Origin of the sequence: Pandoraea sp. E26, from assembly GCF_000681415.1 — a bacterium.
Taxonomy (GTDB): domain Bacteria; phylum Pseudomonadota; class Gammaproteobacteria; order Burkholderiales; family Burkholderiaceae; genus Pandoraea; species Pandoraea pnomenusa.
In genome coordinates, this window is sequence record NZ_AYXJ01000009.1 from 518,597 (window position 1) to 540,680 (window position 22,084).

Below are 22,084 nucleotides of genomic sequence, written 5' to 3' on the forward strand. Positions count from 1 at the left end.
GGGAGGCGCGGGGCGCCGGCCACGCTGCGCGTGGCCGGGCAACGCCGCGCAGTGCGCGCTAACGCTTACAGGTCGAGCAGCAGGCGAGCCGGATCTTCCAGCGCTTCCTTCATCGCGACGAGGCTCAGCACGGCTTCACGGCCGTCGATGATACGGTGGTCGTAGCTCATGGCCAGATAGTTCATCGGGCGGATGACGATCTCGCCGTTTTCCACGACCGGGCGGTCCTTCGTGGCGTGCACGCCCAGGATGGCCGACTGCGGCGGGTTGATGATCGGGGTCGAGAGCATCGAGCCGAACACACCGCCGTTCGAGATCGAGAACGTACCGCCGGTCATTTCCTCGATAGAGAGCTTGCCGTCGGCAGCCTTCTTGCCGTACTCGGCAATCTTCTTCTCGATGTCGGCGAGGCTCATCTGGTCGGCATTACGCAGGATCGGCACCACCAGACCACGCGGCGAGCCCACGGCGATACCGATGTCGAAGTAGCCGTGATAGACGATGTCGTTACCGTCGATCGAGGCGTTCACGGCCGGGTACTTCTTGAGCGCATGGACGGCGGCCTTCACGAAGAACGACATGAAGCCCAGCTTCACGCCGTGCTCCTTCTCGAACTTGTCCTTGTACTTGTTGCGCAGATCCATCACCGGCTTCATGTTGACCTCGTTGAACGTGGTCAGAATGGCGTTGGTCTGTTGCGACTGGAGCAGACGCTCCGCGATACGGGCGCGCAGGCGCGACATCGGCACGCGCTGCTCCGGACGGCCTTCGAGCGACGTGTCGCGGCCCACCGGGGCCGAGACGGCCGGCAGCGAGGCGCGCGGGGCCGGCGCCGGAACCGACGACGTGGCAGCGGCGGCCGGCTTGGCACCGGCGGCCAGGGCGTCGCCCTTGGTCACGCGGCCGTCGCGGCCCGAGCCGGCCACATCCGTGGCCGACAGGTTTTTCTCGGCGAGCACCTTGGCTGCGGCCGGGCTGGCAATGCCACCCGACGCGCCGCCGGCCGCGGGGGCAGCGGCCGGTGCGGCGGCGGCGGCCGGTGCAGCGGCTTCGGCCGGCTTGGCGGCGACCGGGGCGGCAGCGCCTGCCTTGGCTTCGGTGTCGATCTTGGCGATGATCTGCTCGGACGTCACGGTATCGCCCGCTGCGGCGCTCACCTCGACGAGCACGCCGGCTGCCGGCGCCGGCACTTCGAGCACGACCTTGTCGGTCTCGACTTCGATCACGGTTTCATCTTGTGCGAAAGCTTCGCCGACTTTCTTCTTCCAGTCGAGCAGCGTGCCTTCGGAAACCGACTCGGAAAACTGGGGGACTTTGACTTCAACAATGGCCATTTCTGGATCCTGGATTCGATAAACGTTCAATTCGGAAATACGGCAGCGGCCGTCCCTGGGGGAGGACGACCGCTGTAAGACCTGACCGGTTACTGCTTCACGGTCGCGCCCTTGAGGCGACCGAACGCGGTGTCGAGCAGCGACTTGAGCTGTTCGTAGTGCTTGGCGTAGTAACCCACGGCAGGCGAGGCCGAAGCCGCGCGACCCGCGTAAGCCAGCTTCTGACCCGCGCTCATCGCATCAATCAGGTGGTGTTCGATGTAGAACCACGGACCCTGGTTTTGCGGCTCATCCTGGGCCCACACCACTTCGGCGAGGTTTTCGTACTTCTTCAGTTCGTTCTCGAACGCCTTGTGCGGGAACGGATACAGCTGTTCCACGCGCACGATCGCGACATCGCTCGACTTTTCTTCGCGACGACGGGCGATCAGGTCGTAGTAGAGGCGGCCCGAGCAGGCAACGACACGCTTGACCTTCTTGGCGTCGATCGAGGCATCGGTCTCGCCGATGACCGTCTGGAAGCCACCCTTGGCGAGTTCCGACAGGTCGCTCACGGCTTCCTTGTGACGCAGCAGCGACTTCGGCGTGAACACGATCAGCGGCTTGCGCAGCTGGCGGATCATCTGACGACGCAGCAGGTGGAAGATCTGTGCCGGCGTGGTCGGCTGGACCACTTGCATGTTCGTGTCGGCGCACAGTTGCAGGTAACGCTCGATACGTGCGGACGAGTGCTCCGGACCCTGGCCTTCATAGCCGTGCGGCAGCAACATCGTCAGGCCCGACACGCGGCCCCACTTCACTTCGCCGCTCGAGATGAACTGGTCGATCACGACCTGAGCGCCGTTGGCGAAGTCACCGAACTGGCCTTCCCACAGCACCATCGTGTTCGGCTCGGCGGTGGAGTAACCGTATTCGAAGCCCAGCACGGCCTCTTCGGACAGCACCGAGTCGATCACCGTGAAGTTGGCCTGACCGTCGGCCACGTGTTGCAGCGGCACGTACGTACCGTCGTTCCAACGCTCGCGGTTCTGGTCGTGGAGCACGGCATGGCGGTGCGTGAACGTACCGCGGCCCGAATCCTGACCGGTCAGGCGCACGGCGAAGCCCGACGAGACCAGCGATGCGAACGCCAGATGCTCGCCCATGCCCCAGTCGAGCGGCTGCTCGCCCTTGCCCATCTTCTCGCGGTCCTTGATGACCTTCTCGACGAGCGGGTGAACCTTGAAGTTCGCGGGAATCGTGGTGATGCGCTCGGCAAGACGCTTGAGCTCGTTGAGCGGCACGGCGGTGTCGCCGGCGTCGGTCCACTTCTTGTTCAGGAACGGCACCCAGTCGACGGCGTACTTGCTCTTGTAGTTCGAGAGCACCGGGTCGATGGTGTGATGGCCGTCGTCCATGGCCTTGCGGTAGGCCTTGACGAAGCCGTCGCCCTCGTCGGCCGAGATCACGCCTTGCGTGACCAGCTTCTCGGCGTACAGCGCGCGCGTGCCCGGGTGCTGGGCGATCTTCTTGTACATCAGCGGCTGCGTGACCGCCGGGGTGTCCTGCTCGTTGTGACCCAGCTTGCGGAAGCAAACGATGTCCACCACGGCATCCTTCTTGAATTCCTGACGGAATTCGAGGGCCAGTTGCATGGCCAGCACGACCGCTTCGGGATCGTCGCCGTTCACGTGCAGCACCGGCGCTTCGATCATCTTGACCACATCCGAGCAGTACGTCGTCGAACGAGCGTCACGCGGATCCGACGTGGTGAAGCCGATCTGGTTGTTGATGACGATGTGCACCGTGCCGTGCGTGCCGTAGCCGCGCGTTTGCGCGAGGTTCAGCGTTTCCATCACGACGCCCTGACCGGCGAATGCCGCGTCGCCGTGCACTTGCACCGGCAGCACGCTGGCCGCGTCGGCTTCGCCGCGACGGTCCATACGGGCCTTGGCCGAGCCTTCGACCACCGGGTTCACGATTTCCAGGTGCGACGGGTTGAACGCCAGCGACAGGTGGACCGGACCACCGCCCGTCGAGACGTCGCTCGAGAAACCCTTGTGGTACTTCACGTCACCGGCCGGCAGGTCGTCGACGTGCTTGCCCTCGAATTCGGCGAACAGGTCCGACGGCATCTTGCCGAGGGTGTTGACCAGCACGTTCAGACGGCCGCGGTGGGCCATGCCGATCACGATTTCCTGCACGCCCTTCGCACCGGCGTGGTGGACGAGCTCGTCCATCGCCACGATGAACGATTCGCCGCCTTCGAGCGAGAAGCGCTTCTGGCCGACGAACTTGGTGTGCAGATAACGCTCGAGGCCTTCAGCGGCCGTGAGACGTTCGAGGATGTGCTTCTTCTTGTCGGCGCTGAAGTTGGGCGTTGCACGCACCTTCTCCAGACGCTCCTGCCACCAGCGCTTTTGCACCGGATCGCTGATGTACATGTACTCGGCGCCGATCGAGCCGCAGTACGTGTCGCGCAGCGCCTTGAGCAGATCGCGCAGGCTGGCCTGTTCGAAACCGAAGTACGTGTTCTCGGCCGAGTACACGCTGTCCATGTCGGCTTCGGTCAGGTCGTAGAACGCGGGTTCCAGTTCCGGAATGGCCGGGCGCTCCTGACGCTTGAGCGGATCCAGATTGGCCCAGCGAGCGCCGAGGAATCGGTAGGCTGCCACGAGCGACTGCACGTGAACCTGCTTGCGGGCCACGGCCAGGTCGGATGCGCCGGCGTGCGACACGAAGGCATTGGCCTTGGCGCGCTGGGCGAACGACTCCACGATCGGGGCGTGAGCCACGTCGTTGGCGTTGGAACCATCAACAGCGGGAACGTTTTGCAGCGCGTCGAAATACTGGCGCCAGTTGTCCGGCACGGACGCCGGATTATCAAGATACGACTCGTACAGTTCTTCGACATAGGGGGCATTGCCGCCGAAGAGATACGAGTTCGCTTGGAATTGTTCCATCAAACTCATTTTGCGCTCACCTTTTCTACGAGTGTCTCGAGAAATAGCGGGTTACGAAACCTTCCGCGACACGGCCTGACCGATTAGCGGATTGCGAGAATCAAGTGGTGCTTGGAAGGACCTGATCAATCACGGCGAGGAGCATAGCACGTTTTACCGACAGCCATCCCCCCGGAAAGCCGTCACACGGGGACTTCCGGCGTGCCCGCCGCATGCGTCCCCGGCGCCGGCCCGGCCCCGTTCGAACGCCCGTTTGCCATGGTCGCATCGTGCCCACATCCGACCCCCAATGGGCGGCACTGCCATCGAACCTACCGCGAACATGCCGTCATCGCGCACTTTGCCATCCCCCCCGTCCCTGCCCGCCAAGACGCCCCGTCTTTATGCTTATATGGAAAATGGATATATAAGAATTAAATTTTATTATTTTAATTTCTAAGCACCAGCCGATAAGGTGTTGCGTATCCCCTTGCCGGTCCATCTGGGGGTGGCCTGGCGGGATCGACCCGCCCTGGCCCCCATGCTGATCCGGCCCCTGGAGCCAAGCACGACATGCAAGAGACGCCCCTTTCCTCCCAGCAGGCCCAGTTGCTCAGCCAACTGGTCGACGGACTCTCCACCGAGCAACTCGCCTGGGTGCGGGGCTTTCTGGCGGGCATCAATCACTCGGTGCGCCAGGCCGGCGCGCCTGCTGCCACGCCGGCCAATACCGGCGCCACCGCACCAGCGCTGACCATCCTTTACGGTTCCCAGACCGGCCACGCGCAGGAAGTGGCGGAGCAAGCCAAGGCGCGCGCCGTTGCCGCCGGCTTCAAGGTCGATCTGTTCGCGATGGGCGACTACAAGGCCTCGCGCCTGAAGAACGACAAGCTGTTGCTCGTGGCGGTCTCCACGCAGGGCGAGGGCGAACCGCCCGACGACGCGCGCGATTTCTACGAATTCCTCCACGGCGAGAAGGCCCCCGGGCTCGCAGGTACGCGCTTCGCCGTGCTCGGCCTGGGCGATTCGAGCTATGAGAAGTTCTGCCAGGCCGGCAAGGACTTCGACGCCCGACTCGCGGCACTCGGCGCGGAGCGTCTCGTGCCGCGCGTCGACAGCGACGTCGACTATGACGCTCCGGCCGAGCGCTGGATCGAAGACGCGGTGGAGGCGCTCTCGCGCGTGGCCGTGCCCGCCGGTACCGCAGGGGCGACGGTAACGACGGGCGGCAATGCGAGCGCCGCATCCCTCATCGACACCTTCACGTTCGCCGCCCTGGGTGGGAGCGCTACGTCCCCCACCGGCGCGGCGGCCAGTCAGTACAGTCGCAAGCACCCGTTCGACGCCGGCGTCATCGAGAACATCACACTCTCGGGTCGCGGCTCGTCCAAGGAAGTGCACCACATCGAACTGTCGCTCGAAGGCTCGGGCCTGACCTATGAGCCGGGCGACGCGCTTGGTGTGGTGGTCAAGAACGACGCGGCGCTGGTCGACGAACTCATCGACACGCTCGCGCTCGATCCGCAGGCCACGACCACCACGCAGGACAGCACGCTGTCGCTGCGCGACGCGTTCCTCGGCGCGTACGACATCACCACGCTCTCGCGCGCCTTCCTCGAGAAGTATGCCGCGCTGGCTGAATCGAGCGAATTGAAGACCTTGCTCGCGGCGGGCAACGAAACGGCGTTGCGGGAGTATCTCCACGGCCGCGACGTGCTCGACGTCGTGCGTCAGTTCCCGGCGCGCAAGGTCAAGGCCGCCGAATTCGTCGGCACGCTGCGCACGCTCCAGCCGCGTCTGTATTCGATTGCGTCGAGTCTTGCCGCCAACCCGGAAGCGGTCCACATTACCGTGGGCGCCGTGCGCTTCGAGAGTCATGGCCGTGCGCGTCGCGGCGTGGCGTCGACCTATCTGGCCGACGTCGCGCGCGAAGGCGAGTCGGTGCCGGTGTATATCGAGGCAAACCGCAACTTCAAGCTGCCTGCGGACAGCAACGCACCGGTGATCATGATCGGCCCGGGCACCGGCATTGCGCCATTTCGCGCCTTCGTCGAGGAACGGCAGGCACTCGATGCGCCGGGCAGGAACTGGCTCTTCTTCGGCGACCGCAACTTCCGTACCGACTTCCTGTATCAGCGCGAATGGCAGCGCTATGTGAAGGACGGCGCGCTCACCCGCATCGACCTGGCGTTCTCGCGCGACACCGAAGACAAGGTCTACGTCCAGCATCGCATGCGCGAACAAGGCAAGGCGCTGTATGCGTGGCTTCAGGAAGGCGCACACCTGTACGTGTGCGGCGACGCCGATCAAATGGCCCGCGACGTGAACACCGCGCTCGTGGACATCGTCGCGGAGCACGGCGGCCTCGCACCCGACGCCGCGGCCGAGTATGTGAAGACATTGCAGCGCGAGAAGCGCTACCAGCGCGACGTGTACTGAACGTGGCGCGCGCCACGCCCCCGACACGCAAGCGACACGCCACCGATGAGAACGCGATAAGCGTACGGTTCGTCCCCAATTCGCACATGAGGCGCGCCCGAGCACCCGCACCGCGCGCTCACAGAGACAGCAGGCCCACATGACGCAAACTACGCCTACCAGCGCCGCCCCGGCGCGCTCCGAAGTCGAGAAGATCAAGGACGCCAGCAACTACCTGCGTGGCACCATTGCCGAGGGGCTGGCCGACCCACTCACGGGCGCGATCTTCGAGAAGGACGCGCAACTGCTCAAGTTCCACGGCTCCTACATGCAGGATGATCGCGACCTGCGTAGCGAGCGGCAGAAGCAGAAACTCGAACCCGCGTATCAGTTCATGATCCGGCTGCGCATGCCGGGCGGCGTGTGCACGCCCGCGCAGTGGCTCAAGCTCGACGAGCTCGCGCAGAAATACGGCGGCAACACGATCCGGCTGACCACCCGCCAGACGGTGCAGTATCACAACGTGCTCAAGCATCAGTTGCGCCCGCTGATCAAGGGCGTGGACGAAGTGGCCATGACGAGCATCGCCGCGTGCGGCGACGTCAATCGCAACACGCTCGTCTCGAACCATCCGCACCTCTCGCCGGCCCACGCCGAAGCACTCGACTGGTGCCTGAAGATCGACCGCCATCTTCTGCCGCAGACCACCGCGTATCGCGAAATCTGGCTCGGCGACAAGCGTCTTGGGGCAGGCAAGGAAGATCACGAGCCGATTTACGGCAAGCACTACCTGCCGCGCAAGTTCAAGATCGCCATCGCCATTCCGCCGAACAACGACGTCGACGTCTACGCCAACGATCTGGGCTTCATCGCCATCGTGGGCACCGATGGCAAGCTCGAAGGCTTCAACGTCTCGGTGGGCGGCGGCATGGGCATGACGCACGGCGACGCCGCGACGTATCCGCGCACAGGCACCGTCATCGGTTACCTGCCGGCCGATCGCATCGTCGACGTGGCCGAGAAGGTGCTGCTCGTACAGCGCGATTTCGGCGACCGCACCAATCGCAAGCACGCCCGCCTGAAGTACACCATCGACGACCGCGGCGTGGAGTGGTTCAAGGAAACACTCAACCAGTATCTCGGGTGGCATCTCGCCCCGGCGCGCGACTTCCGGTTCACGACCAACGGCGATCAGTACGGCTGGCTCAAGGGCGCCGACGACTTGTGGCATCTCACGCTGTTCATCCAGAACGGCCGCGTGAAGGACTGGGAAGACTATCGCCTCATGACCGGTTTGCGCGAGATCGCCAAAGTGCACGATGGCGACATTCGCATCACGGGCAACCAGAACCTGATCGTCGGGCGCGTGAGCGACGCGAAGAAGGCGCAGATCGAAGCGCTGGTCAGTCAATACGGCCTGCTCGACGGCAAGCACCAGAGCGCCCTGCGCATCAACTCCATGGCGTGCGTGGGTTTCCCGACATGCGGCCTCGCGCTGGCGGAGAGCGAACGCGCCCTGCCCGGCCTCGTCACAAGGCTGGAGTCGGTGCTCGACGACGCCGGCCTCGCGGGCGAGCCGATCACCATTCGCACGACGGGCTGCCCGAACGGGTGCGCGCGGCCGTACATCGCGGAAATCGGACTGGTCGGCAAATCGGCGGGCAAGTACAACCTGTACCTCGGCGCGGGCTTCCACGGCCAGCGCCTGAACAAGCTGTACAAGGAGTCGGTGAGCGAAGACCAGGTCGTGGCCGAGCTCACGCCCCTTTTCCATCGCTACGCGAAGGAGCGCGACGCCGGCGAAAAATTCGGCGACTTTCTGGTGCGCCAGGGCGTGGTGAAGGAAGTCATCGAGGCGCGCGAGGACTTTCACGGCTGAAAAAAGAAAAGCCCCGGCCACATCGTGCCGGGGCTTGCCGTCATGGAATTGCCTGGATCGGGCTCAGTCGTTGCTGCCCGAGTAAGGCACCATGCAACGCTTGACCGTATTCTCGAAATCGCGCGGCAGATGGCTGCCCGGCGTCTCGAAATACTGCAAACGCGTGCCGAAGCCGCCTTGCATGATGTCGACGTAGGGATTGTAGATAGCGTTGCCCTGCGCGTCCTGACCTCGATACACACGCACGCGGTCGGCCCCCTGACGGGCGTACGACGTCGAATCGACGTTCTGCGACAGCTCGCTCCAGCCGTGGTAGATGCAGTTGAGCACCATGAAGCGGTCAGCCCCGGTCCCCTGGTCGAGCAGTCGACCCGTTGCCGGATCGGGCCGGCTCATCTGGTTGATCGGGCCGCAACCTGCCAGAACAGCCACGGCCACCGCCGCCATCAGCGCCATTCGCTTCATACTTCGACACCCTCAACTGAGCAAAAGATGGGCAATGTTACCCGGTTCGGCGTGCCGCCGCCATGAACCTGCCCCGCTTTTGCCCGCGCACCGGCGTCTCGCGCCCCGACTCAGGCCGCCAGCGACAGCGGCGACGCCCCCACGGCATGCAGCGCCGGTCGCCGTGCGGCACCGCTCGTGCCTCCCTCGTCGCCCAGGCGGAACCGCGCCATTTCCTCGCGCAAGGCGTTCGTCTGGTCTTCGAGCGACGCCGCGGCAGCCGCCGCCTGCTCCACGAGCGCCGCGTTCTGCTGCGTCACGGTGTCCATCTGGGTGACGGCCTGGTTCACCTGTTCGATACCCCCGCTTTGTTCGTCGGACGCGGCCGAGATTTCGCCCATGATGTCGGTCACGCGCTGCACCGCCTGAAGGATCTCGTCCATCGTGCGGCCGGCCTCGGTCACGAGCGTCGAGCCGTCGGCCACCTTCTGCACCGACGTCTCGATGAGTCCCTTGATCTCGCGCGCAGCCGTTGCACTGCGCTGCGCGAGCGTGCGCACCTCGCCCGCCACCACCGCGAAGCCCCGCCCCTGTTCGCCGGCGCGCGCCGCTTCCACGGCCGCGTTCAAGGCCAGGATATTGGTCTGGAACGCGATGCCGTCGATCACGGCGATGATGTCCACCACCTGCGAGGAACTCGCCGAGATGCCCTGCATCGTGTCGACGACGCGTGCGACGACCTGACCGCCGCGCGCGGCGATATCCGACGCGTTGACCGCGAGTTGGCTCGCCTGCCGGGCGTTATCGGCGTTCTGCTTCACGGTTGCGGTCAGTTGCTCCATCGACGACGCCGTCTCCTCGAGCGACGCGGCCTGTTGCTCGGTGCGCGCGGACAGGTCGGTATTGCCCGCAGAAATTTCGGCGGTGGCCGTCGCCATGGCGTCACAGCTGCGCCGTACACCGCGAATCGTGTCCGCCAGACGGGACTGCATGGCGTCAAGCCCGCGCATGAGCATCGACATCTCGTCCTTGCCGCGCACCTCCACCGGATTGTCCAGGCGCCCTGCCGCGATCTGATCGAAGTGCGTCAGTGCCTCGCCGAGAGGACGCATGATCGCGCCGCGCAACGAGAAGTAACAAGCGATGGCGATCAGCACGCCGAACACCGTCGCGCCGATGCTCAGCCAGCGAAACGCCGCGAGCTCGGTCATCGACGCCTCGTAGGTGTCGTGCCCAAGCTTCAGCTTGTACGCGGCGAGCGCGTCGCTCGCGGCGGTGAGCGCCGCGTAGTACTTGGGCAGCGCGTTCATCGTGAGATCGTCCATCGCCGTGCGGTCGCGCGCATCGATGGCGGCGAGCATCGGATTCATGCCCTTGTCGAAGAACGTCGCGCGCTGGCGCGCGACCTCATCCGCGAGCCGCGCCTCCTGCGCCTCGCGCGGCAACGCCTGATACGTGGCCCATGCCGCATTCGCGTCCTTGATCATGCCGCGCGCGCGGGCGGCGATCTTGTCGCCATCGGGCGATTCGGGATGCAGCACCACGCGGTCGAGAATGGCCCGGGTGCGCGCGAGCGTCGCGTTGTCCTTGCCAAGTGCCACCGTGGCCGCGAGATGATTGGCATACGTCTCTCGCAATGCGTCACCGGTGCGCGTCATGCCCGCGATGCCCAAGGCCCCTAACAAAATCAACAATACCGCCAGCAGCGCCATGGTGATGCCAAGGCGTGCCTTGATCGAGAAGCTACGCAACATTCTGTCGTCTCCGTCTTTCGTAATGGGTCACCACCCGTGGATCCGGGCCTCTGACGGGCCGTTATCACTTGTCACATCGGCGCGATGTGCACCAGACTTGAGCATCGTGCGGGTTTACGTGCCCATGCGCCACGGGATGTCGCGGCGTCCGGTTGATGCAAGTCAAGTCGTCGACGCATACGAGGTGGCGTCGGGCGTCTCGAACGCCGAAACGGAAAACGCCACGGCGAATGACCATCGCGCCGCCGGTGATCGGGGAAGCCTCGCAATCTTATTACGTTTTTTATATATCAATTACATATATACAAATCATGATCGAAGGACTCGAGAAACTGCTGGCCGCCGGCAAGGACAACGCGCTGCTGCGCTTCGGCCTCGGCAAGGGTTATCTGGACGCCGGCAATTATCCGGTCGCGGCCACCCATCTGACGCAATGCGTGGCGTTCGACCCGGCCTACACCGCTGCGTGGAAGCTGCTGGGCAAGGCGCGCCAGGGCGCCGGCGACGTGGAAGGCGCGCGCGATGCCTGGACGCGCGGCATCGCGGCGGCCCAGGCGCACGGCGACCGTCAGGCCGAAAAGGAAATGACCGTGTTTCTCAAACGGCTGGGCTGATTTCGCATCGCGTGACCGAGCGGTTCGGGCCAACCGGCGAACCCGTCGGCACCGTGGTATCGTGCAGCTTGCCCATTTGAGACGCATCGAACATGCCTGCACTTTCGACCTGGCTGGCCTTCGCATTGGTCGCTATCGGTATGGCCCTCACGCCGGGGCCGAACATGATGTACCTGATTTCGCGTTCCCTGTGCCAGGGACCGGCCGCGGGACTCGTTTCGCTGGGCGGTGTGGCGCTGGGCTTCGTCTTCTACATGCTGTGCGCGGCCTTCGGCATCACCGCCCTGCTCTTCGCGGTGCCGTTTGCCTACGACGTGCTGCGTTTCGGCGGCGCCCTCTACCTGCTCTGGCTGGCCTGGCAGGCGCTCAAGCCGGGCGGGCGCTCCCCGTTCGAGGTTCGCGCCCTGGCGCGCGACGGCAACCGCCGCCTGTTCCTGATGGGCCTGTTCACATCGGTGCTCAACCCGAAGATCGCCATGCTGTACCTGGCGCTGCTGCCGCAGTTCGTGCATCCCGAGCATGGCAGCGTGCTCACGCAGTCGCTGGCCCTCGGCGCCACGCAGATCGTGTGCAGCGTGATGGTCAACGCCGGTGTCGCCCTGTCGGCGGGGGGGATCGCGCGATTCCTCGGCCAGCGTCCGGCATGGCTGCGCATCCAGCGCTGGCTCATGGGCGGCGTGCTTGGGGCGCTCGCCCTGCGCATGGCCACGGAAGCCCGTCGCTGACCCATACGTGGTATGCCTTCCGGGCCTCCCCCCCATTTTTTTGGAGGGTGACGCGCCGGGCGTGGCATACTGCTCCGATTTCGCCGCGCGGCGGGGATCCACGCAGCGCTAGGCCGGCCGGCCTGTTCCCATCCTGCAATTTTCGTTGGGTATGTCCTTGAAGCATTGTTTGCCGCCTCGCACGCCGTCTCATCCGGCGCGCCAACACCGCCAAATCCGCCAACACGCCCCCGCCATCGCATCCCAGGCGCCTGCTGCCTCGACCAGCCGCCATGGTCGTCAGCGCGGCTTCGGCACGCTTGCCGTCGTCCTGGCCACGCTCGCTGGCCTGGCGGTCGTCGGCGCCCTGATCGTCGGTTATGCGCTGATCGTGATGCGCCCCAACCTGCCGCCGCTCGACGTCATTACCGACTATCGCCCGAAGGTGCCGCTGCGCATCTACACGTCCGATAACGTGCTGATCGGCGAATTCGGCGAGGAGCGCCGCAGTCTCGTCACGATCGACCAGATTCCGGACGTGATGAAGAAGGCCGTGCTCGCGATCGAGGACTATCGTTTCTACGATCATGGCGGCGTCGACTTCATCGGCATCCTGAGAGCCGGGGTGTCGGACGTACTGCACGGCGGCGCCGCGCAGGGTGCCAGCACGATCACCATGCAGGTCGCGCGCAACTTCTTCCTCTCGCGCGAGAAGACCGCCACGCGCAAGATCTACGAAATGCTGCTCGCGTACAAGATCGAGTCCGCGCTGTCGAAGGACAAGATTCTCGAGCTGTACATGAACCAGATCTATCTGGGCCAGCGCGCTTACGGCTTCGCGAGCGCCGCGCGCATCTACTTCGGCAAGGATCTCAAGGACATCACGCTTGGCGAGGCCGCCATGCTGGCCGGCCTGCCGAAGGCGCCGTCGGCCTACAATCCGATCGTCAATCCGAAGCGCGCGAAAATCCGTCAGGAATACATCCTCAAGCGCATGCTCGACCTGGGCTACATCACTCGCAACCAATACGAAGATGCACTGCACGAACCGATCCGCACCCGGACCGCGGGCAACGAGTACAACGTGCATGCCGAGTATGTGGCCGAAATGGTGCGCCAGGCCGTGTACGACGAGTACAAGGACGACGCATACACGCGCGGCCTGACGGTCATCACGACGCTGGATTCGAAAAAGCAGCAGGCGGCCTACGACGCCGTTCGCATGGGCGTGCTCGATTACGAGCGCCGTCATGCGTACCGCGGGCCGGAGGGATTCGTCGAGCTGCCGGCGGCCATGCCCGATCGACAGCAATTGATCGAGGACACATTGCTGGAACATCCTGACAACGGCGACCTCGTCGCGGCGGTCGTGGTAGCCGCCAGCTCGTCGCAGGTCACCGCGGTGCCGCTCTCGGGCGACGCGGTAGTGGTCAGCGGCGACGGCATCGGCTTCGCGTCGTCGGCACTCTCGTCCAGAGCGAGCGAGAAGCTGCGCATTCGCCCGGGCTCGATCATCCGCGTGATGAAGGACGCGCGCGGCAAGTGGCGCATCGCGCAGTTGCCGGAGGTGCAAGGTGCGCTGGTTTCGCTCTCGCCCGACGACGGGGCGATCCGCGCGCTCGTCGGCGGGTTCGACTTCAATCAGAGCAAGTTCAACCGCGCCACGCAGGCCTGGCGCCAGCCGGGCTCGACGTTCAAGCCCGTGGTGTATTCGGCGGCCATCGAGAAAGGGGTGAGCCCCGCCACGATGGTGATGGACGGGCCGCTCAACCTGCCGCCCTCGCAGACCGGCGGGCAGGCTTGGGACCCGCACGACGACGACGCCTTCAGCGGTCCGATGACCGTACGCGAAGGCCTGCAGCGCTCGAAGAACCTGGTGGCGATTCGTCTGCTGCAATTCGCCGGCACGCAATACACGCAGGAATACGCCACGCGCTTCGGCTTCGACGCCGACAAGGTGCCGCCGTATCTGCCGATGGCGCTCGGCGCGGGCCAGACCACACCGCTGCAACTGGCGGGCGCTTACGCGGTGTTCGCCAACGGCGGCTACCGTGTCGCGCCGTATCTGATCAGCGAAATTCGCGACGCGCGCGGCAACGTGCTCAACAAGGCCACGCCGGTCATCGCGAATGTGAACGCCGCGCGCGCGATCTCGGCACCGAACGCGTTCATCATGAACAGCCTGCTGCAATCGGTGGCGCAGCGCGGCACGGGCGCCGGCACGAACGTGCTCAAACGCACCGATCTGGCCGGCAAGACCGGCACCACCAACGACGCTCTCGATGGGTGGTTCGCGGGTTACCAGCACACGCTCGTGGCGGTGGCCTGGCTCGGCTTCGATCAACCGAAAACGCTCGGCAGCCGCGAATTCGGCGCGCAGTTGGCGTTGCCGGTCTGGACCAAATACATGAGCGTTGCCCTGAACGGCGTGCCGCAGCAGCAGATGGCCATGCCGCCGGGCGTGAGCGTGGTCAACGGCGAGCTTTACGAGTCGGACAAGCTGCCCGGCAACGGCTTCGTGGCGAGCATCGGCATCGACGACAACAGCGGAGGCTTCTCGCTGCCGTTCTTCGGCAACAGCACCCCCGAACCCGCCGCGCCGCCACCGGCGGCCGCCCAGCCGCCCTCGCCCGGCGGCGTGGATGCCCGCGAAAAGGCGCGCATTCTCGATCTGTTCAAACATCCCTGAGTCGCGCCGGGCATCGTCCATGCGCTGAGCGGCCACCCAGGCGGTGGCCGCTTTTTCATGAGCACGGGCCTTCGACCTCAAGCACCTCAAGCACATCACGCACTTTAAGCGCAAGAACGTACAAGCGCGTCGGCCCGGGCAGGCGCTAAGCTCCGGGCATTGGCGCGCGATCCTGCCCGCGCCGCTTCCATTGACCTGCATCGACTTCGGTCGACTTCTATCGAGGAACGTTTTTCCATGCCGGCTCCGTCCCGTGCGGCAAGCTTCGCCGCAGGCGCTCGCGACACCCTGCCGATGATCGTCGGCGCAGCACCGTTCGGCCTGATTTTCGGTGCGCTGGTTGCCACCACGCCGCTCGCGCCATGGCACGGGCAGCTCATGTCACTCACCGTCTTCGCCGGCTCGAGCCAGTTCATCGCCGCAGGCCTGTTCGCCACCGGCGTAGGTTACGCGGTGCTGTGGGCCACCACGTTGATCGTCAATCTGCGTCACATGCTGTACGCCGCGAACCTGTTGCCCCATGTGAAGCATCTGGATCTGCGGTGGCGCACGGTGCTGGGATTCCTGCTCACGGACGAGACCTTCGCCGTCACCAGCGGTCACTTCCATCGTCACCCGGACGATCCACTGGGGCAGTGGTACTTCCTCGGCTCGGGCCTGTCGATGTACCTCAACTGGCAAGTGTGGACGCTCGCGGGTCTGCTCTTCGGCGCCGCCTTCCCACGCCTGCAAACCCTGGGCCTGGATTTCGCCATGGTGGCCACGTTCATTGCGATCATCGTGCCCCAGATGGCCCGAGTGCCCTGGGCGGTGGCTACCGTGGTCGCCGGCGCGAGCGCCTACGCATGCCAGGGCTTGCCCTACAAGCTCGGCCTGCTCGCGGCCGTGGCGTTGGGCATCGCGGCCGGCATGATCATGCTGCATGCGAAGCGTCGCAACGGCGCACGCCCGTCCCGCAAGAGCGGCGAAGACGATGCGCGCAAACCCGGTGGCATGCGCGCGTCTGGCAAGCCGGCGGGAGGTGCGCAATGAACTACGTTCTGGCGATTCTCGGCATGGCGGCCGTGACATTGGCGGTCAAGGCGGGCATCTTCGTGCTGGGCGACCGGGTGAGATTCCCGGAGTGGCTGCGCGAGGCGCTGTCGTTCGTGCCCGTCACCGTGCTCACGGCCATCATCGTACCGATGACGCTCGCGCCCCACGGCAATGGACTGGAGCTGACCTGGCGCAATCCACAACTCGTGGCCGCGCTGGTGGCGATCGCCGTGTGCGCGGCCACGCGTCATCAATTGCTCACTATCGGCGCCGGGCTGGCGGTCTTCTTCGCCTGGCAACTCGGCGTGCTCGCCTGACGCCATGCCACGCTCGTAAAAAAGCGCCCTGAGGGGCGCTTGTTTCGTAGAGCGGTTCGTTCGGCCTCAGACGCTGACCGTCCCGAGCGTGCCGGCGCGATAGGCAGCCACGAAGGCGTCGAAGTCGCCCACTTGCGTGCGCTCCAGTTCGGCCTGCGATGCCAGCGACTTCTGCGCGAGCGCCTCGAAATGCGCCTCGACCTTCGGGTCGAGCGGCATGTCGCGCAAGGTCTTCGCATGACGCTTGCTCTGCTCGAGCGCGAACGCCTGGAATGCGCCGCCCTTCGTGCCACGCAGCGGTTCGAGCGCCGCCATCACGCGCGCCGACGGCGTGAGCGAGACGTCCTGCACCTTGGCCCGCTGCAGTGCCATGGAGTGCGCATAATGAGCGCCGCCACGCTGGGCGTCGAAGGCCGCCGCCGTGCGATCGATGCGATCGAGCAACGCCTGCGCCCAGTCGAACAGCGTAATGGCTTCGCCGCCGCGATGCAGCACGAGGCCGGGCTTGCGGCCTTCCTTGACGACATGCGCGAAGTTGTCGCGATTTTCCATGTTCTCGGCATTCGAGCACGACGGGCTGTCTTCGAGTGCGCAGAACAGCAGGAACGCGTCGATGAAGCGTGCGGTGTCGACGTCGATACCGACCGGCAGGAACGGATCGATGTCGATGCAGCGCACCTCCACGTACTGCACGCCGCGCCGCGCGAGTGCCTGCACGGGGCGCTCGCCGCTGTATGTGACCCGCTTAGGGCGGATCGTGGCATAAAACTCGTTTTCGATTTGCAGCAGATTGGTCGAGAGCTGGATCCACTCGCCATTGCGCTTCGTGCCAAGCGCCTCGTACGCCGGGTGCGGCTGACTCACCGCTTGCGTGAGCGCATCGATGTAGCTGGGCAGACAGTCGTAGCACGGTGACACCTCCGACTGTGCGCTGTTCTGGTAACCCAGGTCGCTCATGCGCAGGCTGGTCGCGTAGGGCAGGCCGAGCGTGCCTTCGTCGAAAGCGTCGAGGCCGTGTTCGCGTCCGCGCAGGAATTCGGCATGCAACACCGGCGACGCACCGAACAGATACATCAGTAGCCAGCTATAGCGGCGGAAGTTGCGGATGAGCGCAACATAGCGGGCCGACTGGTAATCGCGCGGCGACTCGGTTGCGCCCTCGCGCTTGCGAAGCAGTTCCCACACCGGCTCGGCGAGCGAGAAATTGTAGTGAATACCGGCGATGCACTGCATCGGCTTGCCGTAGCGGAGCGCGAGACCGCGGCGATACACGTGCTTGAGCATGCCGATGTGCGACGTGCCATAGTCGGCGATGGGAATCACGTCTTCCGGCGGCAGCGCGGGCGGCATCGAATCGCTCCACAGCAGTTCCGCGCCGAGCTTGCGATAGGCGAACTGGTGGATCTCGTCGAGCCGGGCAATGACGTCGGCGGCGTCGTGCTGGGGTGGCGTGATGAACTCGAGCAGCGCTTCGGAGTAATCGGTGGTGATTTCGTCGTTGGTCAGCGCCGAACCGAGGGCACGCGGATGCGGGGTCAGTGCGAGCGCGCCATCGGCCTGTACGCGCAGGGTCTCGCGTTCAATGCCGGACAGGCCATCAGCGAGCAGCGCGCGGTGGGCGGGTTGCATGATGAGCGCCAGACGCCGATCGAGCAGCCCGTGAGCGGCCTCCTGACCGGCGTGTGCGATGTGTTCGTGTTGACGATTCTGGTTTTCCAACTTCCATCCCTCTGGGCAGGCGCAATGCATTGGCATGGCTGTCGTCGCCGACGCCCCCTCATGACGAAGGCCATGATCGGTGCGGGGGCAGCGACGGGGGTCTACGGGGTGCCGATGGCATCGGCACGGCCGCCGGAGCGAGGGCTCCGGGGGACGCGCCCGATGCGCGGCACGGCGCGAATTTGGCCTGAGCATAACTGAAAACGCCAAACCGCGTCGGACGCCGTCCGGGCGCAAGCCTCACCGCTCGCGCCAGCCTCAGCGTCTGCCTGAGTCCGCCTGCGCGAATGCCGCATTGGCGGCCCGATGCGCGACGCCGATACTGGCGCCATGACGACGATCCAACACATGACCCATCTCATCCCCGTGCTCTCGCTGGGGCTCGTTACCTTTTTGCTTGCGGGCTTCGTCAAGGGGGTCATCGGACTGGGCCTGCCGACGGTGGCCGTCGGATTGCTCGGCCTGGCCATGCCGACCGCCGAAGCCGCGGCACTACTGATCGTACCGTCGCTCGTTACCAACGTCTGGCAACTGCTCGCCGGTCCACGTTTCGCGGCTTTGGCCGGAAGACTGTGGCCGATGTTGCTCGGCATCTGCGTCGGCACCTGGGCCGGCAGCGGATGGCTTGCCAACGGCGGCAATGTGGCCGGCATGGCACTGGGTGTGGCGCTGCTCGTCTATGCGGCGCTGGGGCTCGCGGCCGTGCGCCTGCATGTGCCCGGGCACTGGTCGCGGGCGACGACCGGTGCGCTCGGGGGTGGCATTGGCGCGATCACGGGCCTGGTCACGGCGGCGACGGGCGTATTCGTGATCCCTGCCGTGCCGTTTCTCCAGGCGCTCGACCTCGACAGGGACGATCTGGTTCAGGCGCTGGGGCTGTCGTTTACCGTGTCGACGTTGGCACTTGCCGCGGGGCTGGCGCACGACGGCATCTTCCACGGACATGCGATCGGGGTTTCCCTGCTGGCGCTCGTCCCGGCGCTGGGCGGGATGTTCCTCGGCCAGTGGGTGCGCACCCGTGTGAGTGCGCCGGTCTTTCGCCGATGCTTCTTTGTCGGCCTGGCAATGCTCGGTGCGGAGCTGGTGATTCAGCACATCCGATGAACATGGCGCCGCACGTCACTTGAGATCGGGAAAGTCGACGTCCCAGAATTCCATCTCGCGGCGCAACTCCAGCGCACGCCCCTCCTCCGCCCGGCGCAATTCGACACGCCGAATCTTTCCGGAGATCGTCTTCGGCAACTCGCAAAACTCGATGCGCCGAATCCGCTTGTATGGCGCGAGATGGTCGCGGCAAAAACGCAGGATATCGAGAGCGAGTTTATCGTCCGCCTGAAAGCCGCTGCGAAGCGACACGAAGGCCTTCGGCACCGCGAGGCGCACGGGATCGGGGCTCGGCACGACGCCCGCCTCGGCCACCGCCGGATGCTTGATCAGTTCGCTCTCGAGCTCGAACGGGCTGATGCGGTAGTCGGACGCCTTGAAGACGTCGTCGGCCCGGCCCACGTAAGTGAAATAGCCGCGCTCGTCACGCATGGCGACGTCGCCGGTGTGGTAATAGCCGTCGCGCATGACTTCGGCGGTCTTCTCCCTGTCATCCTCGTACCCCTGCATCAGTCCGGTTGGACGCGACGCCAGCGCGAGACAGATCTCCCCTTCGTCGGTCTCGTTGCCGTCGTGGTCGAGCAGCACGACGCGGTAGCCGGGCATGGGACGCCCCATCGCGCCCGCCTTGACCGGCTGACCGGGCGAATTGCCGATCTGGCAGCACGTCTCGGTCTGGCCGTAGCCGTCGCGGATAGTGATGTTCCAGGCGCGCCTGACCTGATCGATGACTTCGGGATTGAGCGGCTCGCCCGCACCGATGAGTTCGCGAAACTTCACCGGGTGCCGCGCGAGATCTTCCTGAATCATCATGCGCCAGACGGTGGGTGGGGCGCAGAGGGTGGTGACCTCGCAGCGTGCCGCGGTTTGCAGCGCGGTGCGGGCGTCGAAGCGCGAGAAGTTATAGATGAAGATCGCCGCGCCGGCATTCCACGGCGCGAAGAAGCAACTCCATGCGTGCTTGGCCCAACCGGGCGAGCTGATGTTCCAGTGAATGTCGCCGGGCCGGAGTCCGAGCCAATACATGGTGGCGAGGTGCCCCACGGGGTAACTTTGATGGGTATGCAGCACGAGCTTCGGACGCGATGTCGTGCCCGACGTGAAGTACAGCAGCAGCGGATCGGTCGCCAGGGTCTCGCCATCGGGCACGAACCGATCGCTGGCCTCGTAGGCCGGGGCGAACGGCGTCCATCCTTCGGGCGGGGCATCGCCCACGGCAAGGCGCTGGTAGTCGCCGGCGAGCGCGGCGAACTTGGCGGCCTCGCGCGCGGTGGTGATCACGTGCCGCACGCGACCGCGCTCGAGTCGGTCGACGAGATCGCCCGCGGCGAGCAGCGTCGTGGCGGGAATCATGACGGCGCCGAGCTTCATGCACGCGAGCATGAGGTCCCAGAGTTCGACCTGATTGGGTAGCATGAGCAGCACACGGTCGCCGCGCGCAACGCCTCGCTGACGCAGGAAATTGGCGACGCGATTGGAGCGCGCCGACATCTCGGCGAACGACAGACGCGTCTCGCGCCCATCCTCTTCGACGACCCAGAGGGCGGGCCGATCGTTGCCTTGCGCTTGCGGATCGAAGAAGTCGAGCGCCCAGTTGAAGCGGGTCAGCACCGGCCAGCGGAAGTCACGATACGCCACATCGTAGTGCGCGCGCTGTGCGAGCAGCAGATCGCGCGCGTCCTCGAAATTCAGGGTTTGCGGCATGGCTTGTCTCCGAGCCACGAGGGGGCAGGATGTCGGCAGAATTCCATTATCGTGAGCGCCTTCGAATTCGACATTCGGGATAACCATCACCGTGCTCGGGAGCGGAAATAGGTCGTCCTGGACGCCCGAAAATTCGGTGTGAATCGATGCATGATGCGCGACGAACGCAGCGATGACGCCCGTCACGCAAAAAAATATGCGTCCGGCCCGCATCGACCCTTTCAATCCCGCGAAAAGCTCTGCTATAATCGCGTTCTTTCGAGCGATGCTTCTTCCAGACGCATCTCTCACGGGGCGTAGCGCAGCCTGGTAGCGTACCTGCATGGGGTGCAGGTGGTCGGAGGTTCAAATCCTCTCGCCCCGACCAGAATAGAAAAACCCGCACAGTCATTGGCTGTGCGGGTTTTTCGTTTGTAGCGGTGCCAGCCGACAACCGCGGGCGCGCGTCCGACTTTCAGGCAACCTGAGCGCCCCCGGACGTCGCGTCGCGCGCAAGTGCACTTACACAATATTCATTGTGTTAGGTACCCAACCCGCGTATAAGTGATCTATCGAACATCAAGTCTGACGTTTATCGATCAAGCGTCGATCTCATCGATCTTTGCGAGACACTTCCGATCTCTGAATTTCTTGTTTGTCCGCCACTGGCGCCCAGTCACGCATTTCGCGTTGTCGGCTCGCCGGGAAAACCAGGAGTTCACATGAGCGCCGGAATCGTCAAATGGTTCAACGACAGCAAAGGCTTCGGCTTCATCAAGCCGGATGACGGCAGCGACGATCTGTTCGCGCATTTTTCCGAGATTCAGCCGCAGGGACGCACCGAGTTCCGCAGCCTGCAAGAGAATCAGCACGTCACGTTCGACGTCAAACGCGGCCCCAAGGGCTTGCAGGCGTCCAACATCAAGCCCGCCTGATCCTTTCGCGCTCCGCCTTCCCGCTCGCCTCGCGCATGCACGGTGACGTGAATCTGCTCATCCCGTCGGAGGAAATATGTCCCACATAACCCCGTCGTATCGAGGTTTTCGCCTGGAAACGTTGGTGTTTCACGACCCTGCCGGCGATCCGAACGGGCGCAAGCACGAAAGACTACTCGCCGTCTCGGTACGGATCAGCCCGGTCGACGCGGAAGACCGGGCGCCGTCGGACGACTCGCGCGTCTTTCGACTCGAGAGCGTGCTGTTCGATTCCATCGGTGACGCACGCCGCGCCGGCGATGAGTACGCACGCTCGCTCGTCGACGGCTTTTTCGACCGAAGCGCGGCGCAGGCCTAGTGCCAACATAACGCCCATGACCGCACCCGCCCATTGGTTTCCGTTTGCGCGGCATGCGCCGTCGAACCCGGCGAGGTTGCTTTCGGTCGCGTCGATTGATGACGCCATGGAACTCAGCCGAAAGACCGCTTCCGCGACACGATGCCGACACGGTCGCGTTGGAAAATGGACCCGGT

Annotated in this window: 16 protein-coding genes and 1 tRNA gene; 11 read left to right on the forward strand and 6 right to left on the reverse strand. The window is 64.9% G+C overall.

All coding sequences use genetic code 11. The features are described from left to right. Positions 1-65: 65 nt before the first annotated feature. Both odhB and W930_RS0107770 read right to left on the reverse strand, forming a co-directional pair. On the reverse strand, positions 66-1,334 hold the full coding sequence (odhB, locus tag W930_RS0107765; protein WP_023595632.1) for a 2-oxoglutarate dehydrogenase complex dihydrolipoyllysine-residue succinyltransferase: 1,269 nt from the start codon (positions 1,332-1,334) through the stop codon (positions 66-68). A gap of 89 nt (positions 1,335-1,423) precedes the next feature. After that, positions 1,424-4,285, reverse strand: a complete 2,862-nt coding sequence (locus W930_RS0107770) for a 2-oxoglutarate dehydrogenase E1 component (RefSeq protein ID WP_023595631.1) — start codon at positions 4,283-4,285, stop codon at positions 1,424-1,426. A 543-nt stretch (positions 4,286-4,828) separates the two neighbouring features. Here W930_RS0107770 and W930_RS0107775 point away from each other — a divergent pair. Together W930_RS0107775 and W930_RS0107780 are read left to right on the forward strand one after the other, a co-directional pair. Further along, complete coding sequence (locus W930_RS0107775) at positions 4,829-6,694, forward strand: assimilatory sulfite reductase (NADPH) flavoprotein subunit (RefSeq protein ID WP_023871585.1); 1,866 nt, start codon at positions 4,829-4,831, stop codon at positions 6,692-6,694. A gap of 139 nt (positions 6,695-6,833) precedes the next feature. Next, the gene (locus W930_RS0107780) at positions 6,834-8,552 is read left to right on the forward strand and encodes an NADPH-dependent assimilatory sulfite reductase hemoprotein subunit (RefSeq protein ID WP_023871586.1); all 1,719 of its coding nucleotides are present in this window, start codon (positions 6,834-6,836) and stop codon (positions 8,550-8,552) included. A gap of 63 nt (positions 8,553-8,615) precedes the next feature. Here W930_RS0107780 and W930_RS0107785 read toward each other — a convergent pair whose 3' ends face one another. Next, positions 8,616-9,017, reverse strand: coding sequence for a hypothetical protein (locus W930_RS0107785; RefSeq protein WP_023871587.1), 402 nt, complete (start codon positions 9,015-9,017; stop codon positions 8,616-8,618). A 110-nt stretch (positions 9,018-9,127) separates the two neighbouring features. Then, on the reverse strand, positions 9,128-10,750 hold the full coding sequence (locus W930_RS31060) for a methyl-accepting chemotaxis protein (RefSeq protein ID WP_023595627.1): 1,623 nt from the start codon (positions 10,748-10,750) through the stop codon (positions 9,128-9,130). Between the two features lie 311 nt (positions 10,751-11,061). Between W930_RS31060 and W930_RS0107795 the strand changes: the two genes are divergently transcribed. The 5 genes from W930_RS0107795 (at position 11,062) to W930_RS0107815 (ending at position 16,109) form a co-directional block, all read left to right on the forward strand. After that, entirely contained in the window at positions 11,062-11,364 is a 303-nt protein-coding gene (locus tag W930_RS0107795) for a hypothetical protein (protein WP_023871588.1), read from the forward strand. Between the two features lie 92 nt (positions 11,365-11,456). Continuing rightward, positions 11,457-12,089, forward strand: coding sequence for a LysE family translocator (locus tag W930_RS0107800; protein WP_023595624.1), 633 nt, complete (start codon positions 11,457-11,459; stop codon positions 12,087-12,089). Positions 12,090-12,240: 151 nt separating this feature from the next. Continuing rightward, entirely contained in the window at positions 12,241-14,757 is a 2,517-nt protein-coding gene (locus W930_RS0107805) for a penicillin-binding protein 1A (protein WP_023871589.1), read from the forward strand. Between the two features lie 237 nt (positions 14,758-14,994). Further along, positions 14,995-15,789 (forward strand): AzlC family ABC transporter permease, encoded by a 795-nt coding sequence (locus W930_RS26605; RefSeq protein WP_023595622.1) that lies wholly within the window; start codon positions 14,995-14,997, stop codon positions 15,787-15,789. Further along, complete coding sequence (locus W930_RS0107815) at positions 15,786-16,109, forward strand: AzlD domain-containing protein (RefSeq protein ID WP_023595621.1); 324 nt, start codon at positions 15,786-15,788, stop codon at positions 16,107-16,109. The genes W930_RS26605 and W930_RS0107815 overlap by 4 nt, the downstream gene beginning before the upstream one ends. A gap of 66 nt (positions 16,110-16,175) precedes the next feature. Here W930_RS0107815 and gshA read toward each other — a convergent pair whose 3' ends face one another. Then, positions 16,176-17,798 carry a glutamate--cysteine ligase gene (gene gshA / locus W930_RS0107820; protein ID WP_255343976.1) on the reverse strand — a complete coding sequence of 541 codons (1,623 nt, stop codon included), beginning with the start codon at positions 17,796-17,798 and terminating at the stop codon, positions 16,176-16,178. A gap of 378 nt (positions 17,799-18,176) precedes the next feature. On the opposite strand from gshA, the gene W930_RS0107825 reads away from it, so the two are divergent. Next, entirely contained in the window at positions 18,177-18,932 is a 756-nt protein-coding gene (locus W930_RS0107825; RefSeq protein WP_023871591.1) for a sulfite exporter TauE/SafE family protein, read from the forward strand. A 15-nt stretch (positions 18,933-18,947) separates the two neighbouring features. Here W930_RS0107825 and W930_RS0107830 read toward each other — a convergent pair whose 3' ends face one another. Continuing rightward, on the reverse strand, positions 18,948-20,636 hold the full coding sequence (locus tag W930_RS0107830) for an AMP-binding protein (protein WP_023871592.1): 1,689 nt from the start codon (positions 20,634-20,636) through the stop codon (positions 18,948-18,950). 290 nt (positions 20,637-20,926) lie between these two features. On the opposite strand from W930_RS0107830, the gene W930_RS0107835 reads away from it, so the two are divergent. From W930_RS0107835 to W930_RS0107845, 3 genes are all read left to right on the forward strand, one after another. After that, positions 20,927-21,003: transfer RNA gene (locus tag W930_RS0107835), tRNA-Pro, on the forward strand. Between the two features lie 334 nt (positions 21,004-21,337). Next, positions 21,338-21,550 carry a cold-shock protein gene (locus W930_RS0107840; protein ID WP_023871593.1) on the forward strand — a complete coding sequence of 71 codons (213 nt, stop codon included), beginning with the start codon at positions 21,338-21,340 and terminating at the stop codon, positions 21,548-21,550. Positions 21,551-21,626: 76 nt separating this feature from the next. Further along, positions 21,627-21,908 (forward strand): hypothetical protein, encoded by a 282-nt coding sequence (locus W930_RS0107845; RefSeq protein WP_141571879.1) that lies wholly within the window; start codon positions 21,627-21,629, stop codon positions 21,906-21,908. Positions 21,909-22,084 lie beyond the last annotated feature (176 nt).